A 17,702-nucleotide genomic window follows, 5' to 3' on the forward strand; every position below is an offset into this window, starting at 1 on the left:
AAGTATAAACCCCAGAAAATGTTGAATAAATTAAGTTTTTGGATAATCAATTTTAAAAAAAATTAAATATAGGTTAAATATCCCTGTTAAAAGAAGTAAAAGACTAGATTTGAAAACCAGCAGAATAGGGCTAATATTGTGTTTTGCAAAATAATAACTAGTGGTACCGTCAATCGACAAGATAGCAATTAGAAACAGTGTACTTTGATTAAGTTTGTTTTTATATTGTAGTATAGGAGAAATTGTTGATATAGAGTAAAAAATACCTACAAATACTGAAGACGATAAAAAAAAGTAAGCAACATCTTCATAATTTGTAGCAATTTTTAAATATAAATTTAAAAGTATAAATGCTACTAATTCGATTACCACAAAAAGTAATAGTGCTCTTTTTAGACTTTCAAGTAAGTCATTTAGAAGGATTGTTTTTATATTTTCGCCTATTTTAACTAAAGAAACATAGCCTAAGATATTTACACCAATGAAGACAAATTGAGAAATATTAAATGCTAATGAATATGATGATAAAGATTCATTATAAAAAACTTTAATAAAATACCTACTTGAAAAGAAGAAAAGTGAAATTAGAATTGTTGAAATATTTATTAAAAATCCTTCACGAATTAAGGACAAATAAATCTTAAAACCTTCAAAATTAAAGTGGAAGTTATTCGGCAGAATGCTAATTTTAAGATTTAATCGCGTTATGATACCCCAAAGTATAAAACTCAAAAAGTAAGCTACAAATAGGATAAAATCATAGCTTTCGAAATATTTAAATCTATAATTAATTAAGCATAAAATCAATGTAAACATTGACAATAAAGGCTTGAAAATAATCGATATAAGAAAATGATTTGAAGTTTGAAGTTTTTTCTCGACTACGAAAGATAGGGAACAAAAAACGATGGGAATGAAAAGAAAAAAATTCCCTGTAAGACCAACATACAAAGTGGCCACTACTAATGAAGAGAAAAAAGCTCCTAAAAATAACTCTCCATAATAATCAATATTGGAATTATACTTTAAATAAACATAACCAGAGAAACTTCCTAAAAGAGCGTAAGGCGATAATAATACTGCCGATTTCAAATACTCAAAATTTCCAAAATTATTGCTTTCTATAATCAGAGGTAAAATTAAAATTTCTAATGCAATAAACCCATTAGTAAAATACCTGAAAAACAATAATTTTATCACTATACGACTAGGGTTGACCTCAAAATTCTTTCTACCAATTCTCTTCTCTCTTCTTTGCTGAGAGGAGTAGAGCTTCCATAAGCTGTATAGCTTGGAAGTTTATACCCTGAATAGTAACTTTCAGTTGTAATATAAACATTTTTGTTTGCCATTATAGCCTCAACCCCAGTTGAACCATTCCAAACAACCACATCATCTACAACATCAAATATATCTTGTGTACTTACATAAGGGTTTAAAAGTATAACACCTGGAAATTGTTTAATTTGCTTATAAATTGAAATGGGTCTAGCAAAATAGAACGCAGGATGCTCTTTGAGAATTACTTTTTTCCCTAACTCTCCAAAAAATCTTAAGACCCTAAACAATAATTGATAATAATTGGCTTTACTATAATTATCAGTCCAATAGTCAATTGTGGCCTCAGGATACCAATGCAGTGGAATATAAATGTATTCTGACCTACTTTTAGCAATCTGAGATAAAGTAATCTTATCAAAATATGTAAAAGCCAACAATTGCTTTGGATCGTAAAAATGCCTTAAGTAAGGTGCAAAGCGATATTCATACCCTAATTTACCTTCTAATTGATAATTGATAAAATATCTAAAAACAAACCTATAATAAAATGAGCAACCATTCCAGATAGCATTTAAAACAGCTTTCTTCTTGCTTATTGCCAAAGGAGATTTTTCTTTATTTTCTAATTTCAAAACAACTTTTTCAACTTCTTCTTCAGATGGAATTCTAAAATCACTATTCTCCCCGTATTTTGTAACTAATTTATAATCTGGAAATAGAAAAAAATCAGTTATACCAATACATTTAACATTAAAATGTCGTGCAAATCGAAACATTAAATCCATCACATAGTTGTCTACTGTTCCAGATACAATCAATTTCACTTTACTTTCACTGAAAAAATTTATAAAAAAATGAGATACTTTTAGAACCAATTCCCAAGCTTCATGCAGATGAATAGCTCTTAATCCCCTACATCTTGAATATATCTCCGAAAAATTCACTACCTCATCAATTATATTGAAATCTTTGATAGTTATCTCTGAAATATTTATATTGTCTATATCTATTAGTACATCAGCATCAATTCCATATTCAGAGATTGTGGCAAACTTAGATAAGTTACTAAACTTGCTCAAAAATGATTCAGGATAATACAAATCAAAATATTGCTTCTTCCCCTTAATTCTTATAAAAAATAATACCTCTCCATCGATGTATTCATTAAAAGGTTTATTCCCGGAATCATCAGTTTTACTTATCATCACAACCTGAATTATCAATTTTTTGCCTTAACTTCCATTCTTTATCAACCTTTTTCCAAAGGTGTTCTGGTCTCCAAGAATCTACGACTTCCCAAAAATATTCTTCCGTTATATCACAATATTCTAAAAATAATTTAAAGTGTTTTTCTGGAAATTCACCGTCATATTTGCCAACCAAGGCAACTGCCTCCTCTCTTGTTAAATGTCCATCCCTAACTTCATGTGCAGCGTCTGATGTCGCTCTTCCAATACCAAACTTAATAAACATCAAATAATAGTGAAACCCATCTATTTTATCGTCTAGTGAAGCATATTTTGAATAGGTACCTTCACTTCTCATTGGATTAGCTTTGAATCCAGTATGCTCTACACAATAATAAAAATTTTCTTGAGGTACCCATTTTATATAATGCCCCATGTAGTGTATTTCAAGTCCTAATTTATCTAACTTATCATTACTCGGGGGTAAATAGGGAGCCAATTCTTTTTCACTTATTCCATAATCTATGAATTTCTCAGGTGGAACACCAGACATTAAAATATTGGTATTTTTATGTTTCCAATCTCTAGTAGGAACAAAAGCATCTGCCATATTACCCCCATATTCAACTTCTGAATTTTCACCATAAAAAACTAAAGGAATATCATAATTAATTGCTGTTTGCAAAGGCATATTATTTTGACCAAAAATAAAAGGAAGAAATGGATCGCCCAAAACATCAAAAGCCAATTTCGTTAATTTTCTGTGTGCCTTTCCAGCGGGTGTTACAAGGATATTAGCCAAATCACCAATATGAATATGGTTTTGATGATTAATAAAACCAATCTCAGTATATACATGAGGGGCCCAAGTAACAGTCAAAGGATTCATTCCATACTTAAATTTCAGAAGGTGTGCTACAAAAGCACTGTCTTTTCCTCCACTTGAGGGAACAATTACATCATAACGGCCATCATTTCTTCTAAATTTATCGCATAATGCTCTTAAATCAGCTTCTCTTTGACCCCAATCAACGTGTTCTTTTTTATAATCAGAAAAATTACAAGCGGAACAAATTCCATTTTCATCGAAGGTTATTCGAGGTCTTTGGTTTGAAATTATGCATCTTTTGCAATACTTTATTTCTTTAGGTATTTCATACCCTTTTAAATAGTATCTCCATCCTGGGTTATTCATATCATTCATTATTTACAATTTTTTTAAAATTACTAAGCATATTCAAGCCCTGTAGAGAGCTTTTTTCTGGGTGAAATTGTGTACCAAATATATTACCCTTTTGAAAACTTGAACAGTAGGTCTTCGAACCATATTCAGTTAATGTAGTTATTATATTGTTATCTTCAGGTTCAATATAAAATGAATGTAAAAAATACATATATGCACCATTTTCAATGTTTTCAGTAAGCTTTGCTTCTCTACTACATACTTCAATTTTATTCCATTGAATTTGAGGTACTTTATTTTTTGTAGTATCTACCAAATTTGAAAATGGCAGAACCTTCCCTTCTACTATATCTAACCCCTTATGGAAACCAAATTCTTCACTTGAGGTCATTAAGAGTTGCATTCCTAGACAAATGCCCAAAAATGGTTTATTCGAATTAGCGTAGTCTATTAAAACTTCTACCAAATTAAGTTGTTCCAATTGTCTCATAGCTCCCCCAAAGGCTCCAACACCTGGGAGAATTATGGATTCCGCATTTCTTATTTCTTCTTTATCTGAAGAAATTTTAGCATCAAGTCCCACGTGTTTACAAGCCTGCACAACACTAAAGAGATTACCCATCCCGTAATCAACAATTATTACTCCTTTCTTACTCATTCTTTATATTCTAATGTCAATACCACTATCTCTTAGAAAGTTTTTTAAATCACCAATAAAAACTGACTTAATTTTCGTATTTGAAGCTCCGGATCTTAAAAAGTCCTGATTACCTTCAATCATTTCCTTTTTCGCGAATTTTAAATTTTTAAGGGTTTCGTAATGGAATAGTGAAGATATTGCAACTGCGTCAATTTTCGTTATTTCAATAACATCTTTAACATGATTTATATTTCCCGCTCCTCCATGTACAATTAAGGGTATTTTTATCACATTTGAAACCTCAGAAATTAATTCATAATTATATCCAGCTCCAGTCCCTTCATTGTCTACTGAGGTAATTAATAACTCTCCTGCACCCAGTTCTTCGGCCTCTAACGCCCAATCAACAACCTCCTTGCCTGTAAACTCCCTCCCATTATCAATGAAAGCGAAGTATTTGCCATTCTCTTGTCGAATTGCTTCAATTGCTATTACAATTGTTGAGGAACCAAATTTTTCTGAAGCCTCTTTTATTAGTTGTGGGTTCTTAATTGCAGCTGTATTTAAAACGACTTTATCAGCTCCTGCATTCAAGACGCTCCTTATATCATCGATAGTTCTTAAGCCCCCCCCTACTGTTAATGGAATAAATAACTCTTTAGCAGTTTCTTCTATTATGTCTTTTAGGCTATTTCTATTATATAAACTTGCAACGACATCCATATATAGTAGTTCATCGGCTCCACTTTCATAATAGAATTTTGCAAACTCCTTTGGTTCTCCTACCACTCTTAACCCTTCCAAATGAATTCCTTTTACAACATTAGGCCCTTTAATATCTAACCTGGGAATAATTCGGATATTTTTCATAAAATATTAATTCGATTTCAAAAGTTCTTCACAAATCATCCAATCCAAGCCAGTGTCTATGTCAATACTATATTTCTCTTCCATTAAGTATTTTTTTATTTTGCTAAACTTAACAATTTTCATTTTTTTTAGAGAATTTACACTTATTACATAAACTGCTCCATTATATTCATAAACTTTAGGACATTCTTGCCTACTTATATAATCTCCCTCTTTTGACTTTTTTAAATAGCCAGCATCTGTTTCTTCAAAAAGCACATAATACGGATTTGATTTAGTTTCCACAACAGATACAACCATATCATCATTAATCAAATCAAATTTAGAAATAGCCTCCGCAACATGAAAAACCTGTCTGAGCGGAGATGTTGGCTGAAGAACAACTACTGAATCATATTCAATACCTTCTTGGGAATAAAAATTAAGTGCGTGAATAATTACATCATTCGTACTGGAATTATCTTTTGCCAAGTCAGAAGGTCTCAAAAACGGTATTTCTAGACCAATTTCTTTAACACAATTTACAATCTGAATGTCGTCCGTACTAACACAAATATCCTTATCCTCCACAAATTGTCTTGCTATCTCAATTGAGTAGTGTATTAAAGGTTTTCCATTTAACATTTTTATATTTTTCCCTGGTAAGCCCTTTGAACCACCCCTAGCAGGAATAATAAATAATAATTTCATAAGTTTAAATGCTTTATATCCTCTTGTGCTTTTAAAAAATCTTCATGTTTACCGATATCTAACCAGTATTCAATAAGAGGATAAGTGACTACCTTTTTCCCAGCTAAAATAAGACTCTCCATAAAATCAGTCGCATTGCAGTAGTTTCCTTCAATTAAATCATCCAATAATTTACGCTTTACCAAATAAATTCCCGCATTGGAATAAAATGTATAAGTCGGCTTTTCTTTTAATGACAATATATTGTTATTTTCAGTTTCTAGAACTCCATATGGGATACTAACCTTATATGGGATAGAAGCAACTGCTAAATCTGCATTTAAATCTATATAATGCTTAAAAAAATCTTCGAAATTTATATTTGTTAACAAATCGGAGTTAGTAATTAATACATGGTCGAATTTAAAATTCTTAACCATACTTACAGCTCCAAATGTACCAATTGCTTTTTTTTCCTTGATATATTCAATTTCAATTCCTTTTGAAGAGCCATTTTCAAAATACGCTTCTATTTGTTCTCCTAAATAATTTATTGAAATTTTAATATGAAAAATACCAAATTTAATCAATCGATCGATATTGTGTTCGAGTATTGGTTTGGGACCAATATGTAACATTGGCTTGGGGCAATTATCAGTCAATGGTTTTAACCTTTCACCCTTACCACCAGCCATTATTATTACATCAATTGGCAAAATTGAACTAATTTTGCTAAAATCAACTATTTGTTGAATTCTATTTTGAGAATCTAATATAGGCAGAATGAAAATATTATTTCTTTTAAAATCCTCAATTTCTTTTATTTCAAAATTTGAAGACCTTAAAAATTTGAACTGTTTGTTCATAAAATTCTCAATAGGACTATCAGTTGAATGACCCTTCATTAAACCTCTTCTTAAATCGCCATCTGTCAATGTCCCTATTAAAACTTCATTGTCTACAATAAATAATATTAAAGTATCCAATTCATTTAATATGCTAATCGCTTCTTTAAAAGTTGTTGATTTATGTACAATATTCTTAGATAAATTATTCTTCATTTATAAGGATAATTTAAATTAAATCTGAAAATGATATTAGCATATCATTTTTCAAATCAACCTTAACCGTTCTTCCTATTACTGTTTTCAACATACCAGGCTCTATTCCTGTTCCCGGTCTTTTGAAATCCAAATCTTTTTCCTCAATTACGTCTCCTTCTTTTAAATTTCTTGTAGTAACAATACTTCTTCTAAATGAATTTTTCCTTACATCGTCCTCTACACAGGATATTCTAAAACTACCTAAAGCTTTAACTATCCTTTTGGATTCATTTGCAATTAACGCTAATTCATCTTTTGTTGCAGACACTTTGTGATCCCATCCGGGCATATTTTTGTCTAATGTGAAATGCTTTTCAATCAAACAAACACCTTTGGCAACGGCTGCTAAGGGAATAGAAAATCCTAATGTATGATCTGAAAAACCAATAGGATAATTTGGATACAAGCTCTGTAGCGTACTAATGTTATTTAAATTAACATCTGTGTCATTTGGAGGATAAATTGAAACGCAATGAAGAATGACAATTTCTTTATTTCCTGTATTTTCCACTGTTCTAATTGCTTTGTCAATTTCATGTAACTCACTTAATCCTGTGGATAATATTATTGGCTTACCTTTATTTGCGAGATACTCTAAAAATGGATAATTATTTAAATCCATTGAAGCAACTTTGATAAAAGGTGAATTCATCTTTTCAATCAAGAAATCTGCTTCATTCTTAGAAAATGGAGTTGATGTACAGTCTATACCAACTTCATCTGCAAACTTTTTCATCTCAAGAAGTTCTGATTCACTTATTGAATACTCTTCTACTATTTGTTCTAAAGTAAAATCATTTCTTTCTCTATAATCATCTGCAACGAAATAGTTATCTTCATAGGTTTTCCTTGAGAAAATTGATTCCTTACTCCAGCTTTGAAACTTCACACAATCAGCTCCAGCTTCTTTCGCTTTTATAATTAGCTCTTTGGCAAGATTCATATCTCCATTATGATTTGACCCCAATTCAGCTATGATATATGGTTCACAAAAATTAAATACTTTTTTCTTTTCTGTTAAGTTTATTTCATTCATTTTAAATATTCATTTAGATAATTTGTTTCTTCCCACCAGTAAAAACTTTTTTTCTGATTGTTTAAAAAATCAATATAATGTGCCGAATTTTCTATAGAACTCGAAAATTCTTTAAAGCCTTCAAACTTTTCAATAAATGAGCTTGGAATATTCTTGAAACAATCGTAATGCTGCACTTTTACATTTACTATTCTATTTAATGTATCCATTGACAATTCTCTATTTCCAATAATATTAGAGGAGTGTTGTCGATAAAAAGTTTTTACTTCTGATAAAAAAAAAGCCTTGTTACTACCAAAAATGGTGTTAAAAATAAACCAATCTACAGCTAAAATTTCGGTTGGTATCGATAATCCTAGCAACAAATTTACTTGAACTCCAGAATTTCCTAGACCAATTACATTTTTATCAAAAATAAAGTCATTCCCTATAATTCTATTACTTCGCAACCTATCACCCCACAAATTACGCTCTATAATTTCGTTTTTTTGATTTACGATGGTCAATTCATTAAAACAAATTGGAAAATGAGTTAGACTTTTTAGCGTTTCAAATATTCGATTGGGGCTGAAGAAATCATCACTGTCTCCAAAAATAATATACTCATATCCTAACTTTATAACTTGAGAAATCCCAAACTCTCTGATCTCACTAATCGACCCTTCAAAATCAAAAACCCTAAAATTTAAACTACAGAATTTTAATAAAATTTGGTCTATTTCTTTAACCCCGTCATTTATTATTACTAAATCAAAGTCTTTGTAATTTTGATTTTCCAGCGAAAAAAAAAAATCGTTTAAAAAGGGAAGATTTTGAGGAAAAACCACAGTAAAAAAACAGGCTTTGTTCATATTTACTCTTAGTAAAACAGGTCTCCCTTAGAAATATTTTTTAATACTTTGGAACCTAGACCAATAACAGAATCACTACCTATTGAAATGCCATTTTTAATAATTGAGCCGCTACCAATAAAAATATTATTCCCAATACTAATATCCCCATTAATTATTACGTTCGTGGATATGTGGCAATTATTTCCCACTTTAGAACAGTGATCTATTAAAACACGATTATTTATGATACAATTTTCTCCTACCACAACATTTGCCTGAACAGTTACCCCATGCATTATTATAGTACCTTCTCCAATTTCCGCTTTTTTAGAAACATAAGCTAATGGTGAAATTATAGTAGCAAATTTAGCATTCAATGATTTTAGATATTTAAATGCATTAATTCTAGGCAAGGGGTTTTTAATTTGTCCAATACAAATAATAAAAGATGCTTCATCTATATATTTTATTGCCTCAGTATCATTACCCAAATATGGCAAATCAATTTTGGTTGGAACAATATCCAAATATCCTAAAACATTAAATGAATCAAGGTTCTCAATTACATCCAAACACGCAATTGCGTGCCCTCCACCACCTACTAGTATTATATTGTTTTCCACTTTTAAAAGAAATTTCCTATGACTAGATGTTGTAAATATGATGTTTATATTGACTTAAGTTAGTTGGAATTCTAAACCAATCAATTGTCTCTTTTAGGCCCGCCTCTAGATTAAACTGCTGTTTCCAATTCGTTAATTGTGTTATTTTATTTTTTGAACCAAATAATCTAAATACCTCTGATTTTTTAGGTCTCAATCTTTCTTCGTCACAAACTATAATAGCTTTAGGGTTGATTTGCTTTATTAATTCTAGTGCTAAGTCTCCAACAGAAATTTCAGATTCAGTACAAATATTACACTCCTCTCCGATTAATTCATCAGTTTTTGCAATTTCAACGAAACCCTTAACAGTATCTTTAACATATAACAAATCTCTTGTTGGAGAAAGGTCTCCTAATTTTATTTCTGTTTCACCACTCAACAATTGAGTAATAATTGTTGGAATCACAGCTCTCGCTGATTGTCTTGGACCGTATGTATTGAATGGTCTAACAATTGAAATTGGAACATTAAAACTTCTGAAAAATGATTCTGAAATAGCATCAGAGGCAATTTTTGAAGCTGAATAAGGTGATTGAGGTTGTTTTGGATGTAATTCGGTTATTGGAACAAATAAGGCTGTACCATATACTTCTGATGTCGACGTAACAATGACTCTTTTTATGTCAAAATCTTTTGCCGCCTGTAATATATTTAAAGTTCCCTTTACATTAGTATCTATATATGAATCAGGAGAATGATAGCTAAATGGAATAGCAATCAAGGCTGCTAAATGATAAACAATATCACAATCTTTCATTGCTGTTCTAACTCCGTTACTATCTCGAATATCTCCAGAAAATATCTCAACTTTCGATAGTACTTTTTTCGGAAGTTTATCTAACCAACCCCAAGAATTAAATGAATTATAGTACACAAAAGCTTTTACAATGAATCCTTTTTCAACTAATTCTTCAACTAAATGGCTTCCAATAAATCCATCAGCCCCCGTAACCAGTACTTTTTTTTCCATATTATAAATTAATCTTGAAAGTTTAGAATAAAAATTAAATTTGAGACTAAAACGATTTCCTCGAAAGAGATATCAAATTTTAGTAATTTTTAAATAGTTTTTATTTATTACCACAACAAATATCAAAGAAACAAATAGTCCTACTATAAACGACGCAAATATTATTTTACTTCTTATAGGTTCGCTTGGTTTGTTAGGTATAATTGGCGGATCTAATACCTTTAGAATGGGAGTTTCTTGCTGAATTTTTAGCTTTGCCTCCTCGTATTTTTGCAAGAGGGTATTATAAAAAGATGAAGAATTTTGATATTCTATTTCAATTCGCTCTCTTTGTAAATCTGAGGAAAGCACTCGCAGAGCCGTTAACGGCATCTTATCCATATAATTCGCTTTTTTACTCTGCAAATTATGATACTTCCCCTCTGCCTTCATTAATTTTTCAGACAAAAAATTCAAATCTCTCCTTTGTTTCTCAGTTCTATAATTAATAATATATTCTTTTAAATAATTCATCGTAAAAGATGCAATGCTGGCGGCTACAACTGCATCAGGCATCTTGGCCGATATTATTATAATTCCAGTCTTTTTATCGTAACTGCAACTAATTCTCTTTTTGAGCTCGTTGACTGCTTCCTCCGATTTTTGACCTAAATAAACATTACCATCTATATTTTTAAAATCCAATTTTAGTTCCTTGTTCCCTTCATTTATAATTCTCTCAAAGTAATATCTTTCAAAATCAACATCCTTTTTCCCTTCTATCTTTACTTTAGTTCTGAAAAGATTCATAAAAAATTCTGTGCTTTGAATAACATCTGGATACAAATCTGGTCTAATTGCATCTCCACCAGCTGAAGGCTCCCCAAAATTAATTCCAGCTAAAGCTGCTAAACCTTGAAAATCAGTACTGGGAGCTCCATTTTGAATTTCAGGCAAAAGTTTACCACTTGATATAAATTCGTCTTTTTGAATGATTGAATAAATTACACCCAAAAGTGTAAAGATTACAATAACTAAAAAAAATCTACCTTTTTCCTTCTGAATTACCTGTAAGAATCCTTTAAGGTTAATAAAAATTTCGCCTTTACTATTCTCTGTCATAAAAAATTCATAATCTTATAATTGTTAACATAATTGTAGCGATTGAAACTAAAGCGGAGCTAACTGCAATACGCTCTGCCGGTGTCAATTTCTGTCTTTTCAAAAGTGGAACATAAATCTCGGCCCCATTTTCAATCTTTGGAAAGGACTTAATACCTGCAAAAGATTTGGTTTTACTTAAACGTCCGTTTCCGTATTTCACATAAATCTTCTTAACATAGGCAGAATCGTTTGTTCCACCAGCCAAACTTATATAATCCTTGAGTACTAAATTAGGTTCATAAGGAACTGTAATAGGATTGTACACATTACCAATTATCGTAACCGTTTCCTTTCTTCTTGGTATTTCTAAAATGTCTCCCGGGGTCAGCAATAAGTTTTGATTACCAGTTTTGTTATCAAATGCCTTTTTCAGGTCAATGCCCATTTGTATACCATTACGCGTAAACTTAGCACTGCCCAGATCCGCTTGGCCTTTGATACCACCTGCTTTTTCTATCAGGTCAGATATTCTCTCTTTTTTATCGTTGAGGGTATATGGTCCAGGATAATTTACTTCTCCTGAGATAGACACGGTCTTTTGTGGCTCGTATTGCGACATTTTTCTCACATATATTCTATCGAACGCCTGTAGGAGCATGTTTTTGTCTTTGTCTACTATACCTAAGGTGGGGCTTACGTCTATTTTGATAATTTGTACGTTTTGGTCTGCATCCCCACCATCGGCTTTTACACGCCGGGCTATTTCTATGCGAGAAGCATTGGCACCGTCTTTAAAACCTCCAGCCAACATTATGGCATCGGATACAGTAAGGTTATCTACAAAGTTAATCACCGAAGGCTTGTTGATTTCACCATCCAATTGTATCGTTCTTTTTTCTCTAAGTTCTTCGTAAGATTTTATCAAAAGGGAGTCGTTCTTTTGTAGAACTATATCCATACCCGTACCGTCTAATATTTGGGCAAGATTTAAAGGTATAAGCTCAGGGTCGGCATTGGGTCTTTCTCTGTACAACAAAGCTCTTTCCTTAAACGCCTCCGGTTTCAATCCTTCTGCCTGGGCTAAAAGCTTTTTGATGGTCATGTTGGGTTCTAACTCGTATTTACCCGCCCTAAATATGGCCCCTGAAACTGCCACTTTGTTTTCGTATCTTTCTAAAAGTGAATCTACTGTTATAAAATCACCTTTATAAAGCACAAACTTAGAAAATTCCTCTTTTTGTACCGTCAGAATTTTCTTTTCGGTATCGGTGGCCCTGTCTATTCGGATGGCCTTGGCGTAGGCTTCTTCATTAAAGCCTCCTGCAAAAGCAAGGACAGAGCTTAGGTTATCCCCATTTTTGAGTTCATATATTTTGGGATTTCTAACTGCTCCATTAATAGAAACCCTTTTGTCTACATAAGGTATCAAAACCACATCTTGGTCTACCAAGCCAATGTCGTCAGACAAATCTCCTTTCAATAGAAAATCATATAAATCTAAAGTTTTGACTTTCTTGCCTTTTCTAAACACTTCAATGTTTCTCAATGAACCAATATCCGTTGGCCCACCAGCGGCATACAATACATTAAAAGCCGTAGCCAAAGAAGGAACCGTATAAGTACCTGGAAAAACCGCCTCGCCAATAACCGTCACTTTTATGCTACGGATTTTGCTCAGCGTAACATCGGCACTGAGTCCGCCATTGCCCAAACCTCCAAAGAGGGTCTTGAGGCGTTGTACTATTTTTATTTTTGCCTGCTCCAAAGTTTGCCCAGCCACAAAAATGGGGTTGAGGTTTTCTATTTTTATGTTGCCGTCGGCATTGACCTTGGCATCATAGTGGGCATACGCATATCCTGTAATATCAATGCTCAGCTCGTCGTTGGTACCCAATACATAATTTCTTGGTGTGGCGATGTTGAGGTTCGGCTCGAAGTTTAGCGTTTGGTTGTTGAAGATATTCAAGCCAAAAATTTTCATTCTTTTAGCCTCTGCTACTTCGTCAATAATTTGTTTTTTGTTGTCTCTTTTAGAGCTTTCAATATCTGTAGAGTCCACCGTGCGGGCAGCAGTAGGTTTTACGTTCACAGTCTTTTTGTTGGCCTGCAAAGCCCTATCTTTAAACTTGGCGATGTCGCTAGCGGTATAGCCTTTGGCGGCAGCAGCGGCCATAAGTTGTTCCTCCGTCATTCCACTAGCTTGTGCCTGCTGCATAAACTTCTTTACTTCGTCGTCAGAGAGGTCGTCTACGGATTGGGCAAAGCTACTCCCTGAAAGCTGCAAGAGTAAAAATAATAAAAAACACTTTGTAATTTTTTGGAACATACAATTGGTTCTCCCTAGATTTTTTAAAATAAAATAAATTTAACGCAAAATTACTAAAAGACTTAAAATAAAAAGCTTAGAAACTCAAGTTTTTGCAAGCTTTCCACAGCTTCGCCCTCTCAGTCACATTTTTATGACCTCTTTTTTTGTTGTTTGTAATTGGTAATTGGTAACTGGGTATTGGTTACTGGTTACTGGTTATTGGTTACTGGCACTTTTAACCTTTTTATCCTTTTCTCAATTACAATTCTTTGTCTTCTCTAGCGTTTTCTGTCTGCTCGAGCGGTTTCTGTCAGTTCGAGCACACGTTTTCAAATGCTCAATACAACTCGTCCTAATAACATCTCAGTCTGCATCTCGACTCCGCTCGATGTGACAGGAGTGGCTCGATGTGACAAGATGTTTGTCAGTTCGAGCGGAGTCGAGAACACATTTTCAAATGCTCAATACAACTCGTCCTAATAACATCTCAGTGTGCTTCTCGACTCCGCTCGAAGTGACACATATTGTGCTAGATGTGGCAGCTATGTTTCAGTCGCAATTTCATTCAGATTATCATCTGAATTTCATTGTGCTCGATGTGACAGGAGTAGCTCGATGTGACAAGATGTTTGTCAGTTCGAGCGGTAGCGGGCGGCGTTCCGTTCGAGAACACGTTTTCAAATGCTCAATACAACTCGTCCTAATAACATCTCAGTTCGCCTCTTACTCGTCCTAATAACATCTCCGTCTTCATCTCGACTCCGCTCGATGTGACAGCTATGTTTCAGTCGCAATTTCATTCAGATTATCATCTGAATTTCATTGTACTCGATGTGACAGAGTGTTACTCGAAGTGATATGTAAATATCGAACTCATCATTCATAACTCATCATTCATAACTCATCATTCATCATTCATAACTCATCATTCATCATTCATAACTCAACACTCACAACTCATAACTCAACACTCACAACTAACCAGTAACCAGTTACCAGTAACCAGTAACCAGCCACTACCCTACTCCGCTTTCTCCAATATCATCTGATCTAGCTTTACTCTTAAAACCAGACCTAAACCTTCTAATGTCATGACCAAATGCTTGCCTTGTTGCTTCACAATCTTGGCTTCTTGGTTGATAAAGCTTCCTGAAAGAATTCTCACTTTCTGGTCGGCTTTGTAATAATCTACTTCTAACTCATTGTGATCAAAATCATTGAGCCAGCGTTTTATTTCTTCAATTTCTTGGTTTCTTACAATGGCTGGCGTACCACACCAATAGATATATCTAACCACACCAGGCACCGCAAAAACGGCCGCTCTGTTGGCTTCAGCAATATGTACAAATAAGTAGGAATTAAACAGAGGAACGTGAACCACAGTCTTTCTGTCGGACCACTGCTTGGTTTGTGCTTTTAAAGGGCAGTATGCTTCGATGCCTTGGGATTGGAGCATTTCGGCTACTTTTTTTTCATGCCTGGGCTTGGTGTATATAACATACCAGCTACGGGTAGAATTTTCACTGGGATGGCTATTGGTCACTTTATCTTTGTTATGGGTATCCATTTTTATTCAAAATGCACTTTCTGGTGCAAAGGTAAGGATTTTAGCTTAATTGTGATAATCCTATTTTCGAATTTTGATTATTCGGTAATGGGCGGCTAATGGGGTATACAAGTACTGAGGGGAAAAAGGCATCGAGGCATAAGGCAGTGAGGCATGATTCTAAATCGGGGCAACTCTGTGCAAAACTCTGAGCACTCTGTGGTAAAAATAGTACCTCAATAATTAAACATGAAGAAAATTAAGGAATTAAGGCCATTAAGAGGCTAGGAATATCTTAATGCTCTTAATATCTAAATGTACTTAATGTTAAAAAAAGGTGGGCTTCGAAATCTAAACATTAAGAAAATTAAGGAATTAAGGCCATTAAGAGGCTAGGAATATCTTAATGCCCTTAATATCTAAATGTACTTAATGTTAAAAAAAGATGGGCTTCGAAATCTAAACATGAAGAAAATTAAGGAATTAAGGCCATTTAGGGGCGAGGAATATCTTAATGCTCTTAATATCTAAATGTACTTAATGTTTTAAAAAAAGAGGGTTTCGAAATCTAAACATGAAGAAAATTAAGGAATTAAGGCCATTTAGGGGCGAGGAATATCTTAATGCTCAAAAATAGTGGATTCATAAAATGAGGGCATAAAAAAAGCCCATGAAAACTAATTCATGGGCTTAGGGTTTTATACGAGCTGACTTGGCTTTTGCCTTATTCGCCGTATGTGCGATTTTTTGGTGCCTCCCGCCATTTGGTATTGGTTCGAATCCTTGCCATACCTGGCGGCCACCCCTGTAAGCATACGTTCAGAAAAATTCCTAAGAACTTTTTCTTTTTCTGCCAAATTGTTTTTCAATTCATCCGCCAGCGATAAATGTGTGTTGTAGCTGTCGAGGACAGTAGCAACGCTATCTATAGCCGCTTGATAATCTAAAACCGTAAGACCATTTCCTAAGTCTAAATCTGCCGCAATTGATTTTACTGCTGAAACCCTTTGTGCGGCTTGTTCCAACGTAACCGAAGCTTTCTTTTTCCTGAAGCTCATAATGAAAAATAAATTTAAATGATAAAAAATAAAAACAACTAAAACAAATTGGTGGTAATCTTTATACAAAAAAGAAATATTAAGGCGTTGGTGTTGAGAGCACCAGCATTAGTATTTCAGACATATCCCCTCTCAAAAAATATGCTTATTTGAAATATTCTTACCGGTTTTTGCATATATCTACATAGTGGCAAAGCAAAATTCGATGGGCCATAGGATAATAAATTGTGTGTATTGAGATGCCTGATTTTGTGGAATTAAATCAAACAAACAACATTCAACAATGCTATTGTGGCTCTTGTAATTTGGATAGAAATTATCTGTTTTCGATATTTTAGGCTAAATGTTTATTAAGCCAAACAATGGGTAAGTATTTTCTAAAAAAAAGAAATTTGGCGTATTTATTCCTAAAATTTTGATACTATTTCCTGAGTAATAAGCAAGCTATATCAGTCGCAAAGCAAGCTTCGTTACCTACTATCACTCCTATGTTAGTTGCTAAACAAGCTTCGTTTGTTGTTGAGTAAGCTTCAATACTTGCTATGCAAGCTTTGTTAGTTGATACGCAAGCTTCATTTGTTACTATCACTCCTATGTTAGTTCTTAAGCAAGCTTAGTTAGTTGATACGCAAGCCTCATTACTTACTATCACTCCTTGGTTAGTGCTTAAGTAAGCTTTGTTAGTTGATACACAAGCTTCATTAGTTGCTAACGCTCCTATGATAGTTCTTAAGCAAGCTTAGTTAGTTGATACGCAAGCTTCATAACCTACTATTACTCCTTTGTTAATTGATAATAGCATCGTGTATACCATATATTCAACCGAGTCGGAAGATAAAATTTGCAAGCAATACTTTTGGGATTTTTTTTGTGTGAACTTAATATACTCCTTTTGAAAAGAAGCGTACATTTAGAATGAATATCTGAAAGATAAATTCATTTAAGGATTTGCAAAAAAATGCAATAAAACGGATCAATCCAAAAAGTTGGGGGGAATGAAAAAAGTTATTTATTTTGGGATCAAAATGATATATATTGAACCAAGACCTTATCCGATTACTTCTACCAGAAGGCTTATTTGAATATTTTGAAGTAGTTAAAGTAGAAAAAGTAGAAAATTCTTACAATATCCATATTACCGAACTCAACCTTATTCCCAAAGAGTTCGATGGTCAAAAGCTTGAATCCAAAGGTTACTTTGAGGAAGAAACAGTTAGGGATTTCCCACTTCGTGGCAAGGCTTGTTTTCTAAAAATCAAGCGACGTAAAT

General features: G+C 33.2%; 15 protein-coding genes and 1 pseudogene. 1 reads left to right on the plus strand and 15 read right to left on the minus strand.

Going from position 1 to position 17,702, the window contains the following annotated elements; translation table 11 throughout:
• Positions 1-30 precede the first annotated feature (30 nt).
• The 15 genes from EGI26_RS07355 to EGI26_RS07425 form a co-directional block, all read right to left on the minus strand.
• Positions 31-1,200: a hypothetical protein gene (locus EGI26_RS07355; RefSeq protein WP_255077398.1), complete on the minus strand. Its 1,170-nt coding sequence runs from the start codon at positions 1,198-1,200 to the stop codon at positions 31-33.
• Positions 1,200-2,486, minus strand: coding sequence for a hypothetical protein (locus EGI26_RS07360; protein ID WP_255077399.1), 1,287 nt, complete (start codon positions 2,484-2,486; stop codon positions 1,200-1,202). Before EGI26_RS07360 ends, EGI26_RS07355 begins: the two co-directional genes overlap by 1 nt.
• Positions 2,476-3,663: an N-acetyl sugar amidotransferase gene (locus EGI26_RS07365; protein ID WP_255077405.1), complete on the minus strand. Its 1,188-nt coding sequence runs from the start codon at positions 3,661-3,663 to the stop codon at positions 2,476-2,478. Before EGI26_RS07365 ends, EGI26_RS07360 begins: the two co-directional genes overlap by 11 nt.
• A gap of 1 nt (position 3,664) precedes the next feature.
• On the minus strand, positions 3,665-4,309 hold the full coding sequence (hisH, locus tag EGI26_RS07370) for an imidazole glycerol phosphate synthase subunit HisH (protein ID WP_255077408.1): 645 nt from the start codon (positions 4,307-4,309) through the stop codon (positions 3,665-3,667).
• A gap of 3 nt (positions 4,310-4,312) precedes the next feature.
• Complete coding sequence (hisF, locus tag EGI26_RS07375) at positions 4,313-5,161, minus strand: imidazole glycerol phosphate synthase subunit HisF (RefSeq protein ID WP_255077419.1); 849 nt, start codon at positions 5,159-5,161, stop codon at positions 4,313-4,315.
• Positions 5,162-5,167: 6 nt separating this feature from the next.
• Complete coding sequence (locus EGI26_RS07380) at positions 5,168-5,851, minus strand: cytidylyltransferase domain-containing protein (protein ID WP_255077421.1); 684 nt, start codon at positions 5,849-5,851, stop codon at positions 5,168-5,170.
• Entirely contained in the window at positions 5,848-6,891 is a 1,044-nt protein-coding gene (locus EGI26_RS07385) for a nucleotidyltransferase family protein (RefSeq protein WP_255077423.1), read from the minus strand. The genes EGI26_RS07380 and EGI26_RS07385 overlap by 4 nt, the downstream gene beginning before the upstream one ends.
• A 13-nt stretch (positions 6,892-6,904) precedes the next feature.
• Positions 6,905-7,969 carry an N-acetylneuraminate synthase family protein gene (locus tag EGI26_RS07390; RefSeq protein WP_255077425.1) on the minus strand — a complete coding sequence of 355 codons (1,065 nt, stop codon included), beginning with the start codon at positions 7,967-7,969 and terminating at the stop codon, positions 6,905-6,907.
• Complete coding sequence (locus EGI26_RS07395) at positions 7,966-8,820, minus strand: glycosyltransferase (protein WP_255077427.1); 855 nt, start codon at positions 8,818-8,820, stop codon at positions 7,966-7,968. Before EGI26_RS07395 ends, EGI26_RS07390 begins: the two co-directional genes overlap by 4 nt.
• Before the next feature lie 8 nt (positions 8,821-8,828).
• Positions 8,829-9,425, minus strand: a complete 597-nt coding sequence (locus EGI26_RS07400; protein WP_255077428.1) for a NeuD/PglB/VioB family sugar acetyltransferase — start codon at positions 9,423-9,425, stop codon at positions 8,829-8,831.
• A 22-nt stretch (positions 9,426-9,447) separates the two neighbouring features.
• The gene (locus EGI26_RS07405) at positions 9,448-10,437 is read right to left on the minus strand and encodes an NAD-dependent 4,6-dehydratase LegB (protein WP_255077429.1); all 990 of its coding nucleotides are present in this window, start codon (positions 10,435-10,437) and stop codon (positions 9,448-9,450) included.
• A gap of 72 nt (positions 10,438-10,509) precedes the next feature.
• Positions 10,510-11,538 carry a GNVR domain-containing protein gene (locus EGI26_RS07410; RefSeq protein ID WP_255077430.1) on the minus strand — a complete coding sequence of 343 codons (1,029 nt, stop codon included), beginning with the start codon at positions 11,536-11,538 and terminating at the stop codon, positions 10,510-10,512.
• A 7-nt stretch (positions 11,539-11,545) separates the two neighbouring features.
• Positions 11,546-13,846 carry an SLBB domain-containing protein gene (locus EGI26_RS07415; protein WP_255077432.1) on the minus strand — a complete coding sequence of 767 codons (2,301 nt, stop codon included), beginning with the start codon at positions 13,844-13,846 and terminating at the stop codon, positions 11,546-11,548.
• Positions 13,847-14,849: 1,003 nt separating this feature from the next.
• Entirely contained in the window at positions 14,850-15,395 is a 546-nt protein-coding gene (locus EGI26_RS07420) for a UpxY family transcription antiterminator (RefSeq protein WP_255077439.1), read from the minus strand.
• A gap of 677 nt (positions 15,396-16,072) precedes the next feature.
• Positions 16,073-16,432, minus strand: coding sequence for a hypothetical protein (locus tag EGI26_RS07425; RefSeq protein WP_255077440.1), 360 nt, complete (start codon positions 16,430-16,432; stop codon positions 16,073-16,075).
• Positions 16,433-17,467: 1,035 nt separating this feature from the next.
• On the opposite strand from EGI26_RS07425, the pseudogene EGI26_RS07430 reads away from it, so the two are divergent.
• Positions 17,468-17,702, plus strand: a pseudogene (locus EGI26_RS07430) (transposase); the annotation flags it as partial.

Origin of the sequence: Lacihabitans sp. CCS-44 (assembly GCF_024343735.1) — a bacterium.
GTDB lineage: Bacteria > Bacteroidota > Bacteroidia > Cytophagales > Spirosomataceae > Leadbetterella.

Coding starts and splice junctions, on each gene's coding strand:
- EGI26_RS07360 (WP_255077399.1), bottom strand. CDS start 2,486: ATGATAAGTAAAACTGATGATTCCGGGAATAAACCTTTTAATGAATAC.
- EGI26_RS07365 (WP_255077405.1), bottom strand. CDS start 3,663: ATGAATAACCCAGGATGGAGATACTATTTAAAAGGGTATGAAATACCT.
- hisH (WP_255077408.1), bottom strand. CDS start 4,309: ATGAGTAAGAAAGGAGTAATAATTGTTGATTACGGGATGGGTAATCTC.
- hisF (WP_255077419.1), bottom strand. CDS start 5,161: ATGAAAAATATCCGAATTATTCCCAGGTTAGATATTAAAGGGCCTAAT.
- EGI26_RS07380 (WP_255077421.1), bottom strand. CDS start 5,851: ATGAAATTATTATTTATTATTCCTGCTAGGGGTGGTTCAAAGGGCTTA.
- EGI26_RS07385 (WP_255077423.1), bottom strand. CDS start 6,891: ATGAAGAATAATTTATCTAAGAATATTGTACATAAATCAACAACTTTT.
- EGI26_RS07390 (WP_255077425.1), bottom strand. CDS start 7,969: ATGAATGAAATAAACTTAACAGAAAAGAAAAAAGTATTTAATTTTTGT.
- EGI26_RS07395 (WP_255077427.1), bottom strand. CDS start 8,820: ATGAACAAAGCCTGTTTTTTTACTGTGGTTTTTCCTCAAAATCTTCCC.
- EGI26_RS07405 (WP_255077429.1), bottom strand. CDS start 10,437: ATGGAAAAAAAAGTACTGGTTACGGGGGCTGATGGATTTATTGGAAGC.
- EGI26_RS07410 (WP_255077430.1), bottom strand. CDS start 11,538: ATGACAGAGAATAGTAAAGGCGAAATTTTTATTAACCTTAAAGGATTC.
- EGI26_RS07415 (WP_255077432.1), bottom strand. CDS start 13,846: ATGTTCCAAAAAATTACAAAGTGTTTTTTATTATTTTTACTCTTGCAG.
- EGI26_RS07420 (WP_255077439.1), bottom strand. CDS start 15,395: ATGGATACCCATAACAAAGATAAAGTGACCAATAGCCATCCCAGTGAA.
- EGI26_RS07425 (WP_255077440.1), bottom strand. CDS start 16,432: ATGAGCTTCAGGAAAAAGAAAGCTTCGGTTACGTTGGAACAAGCCGCA.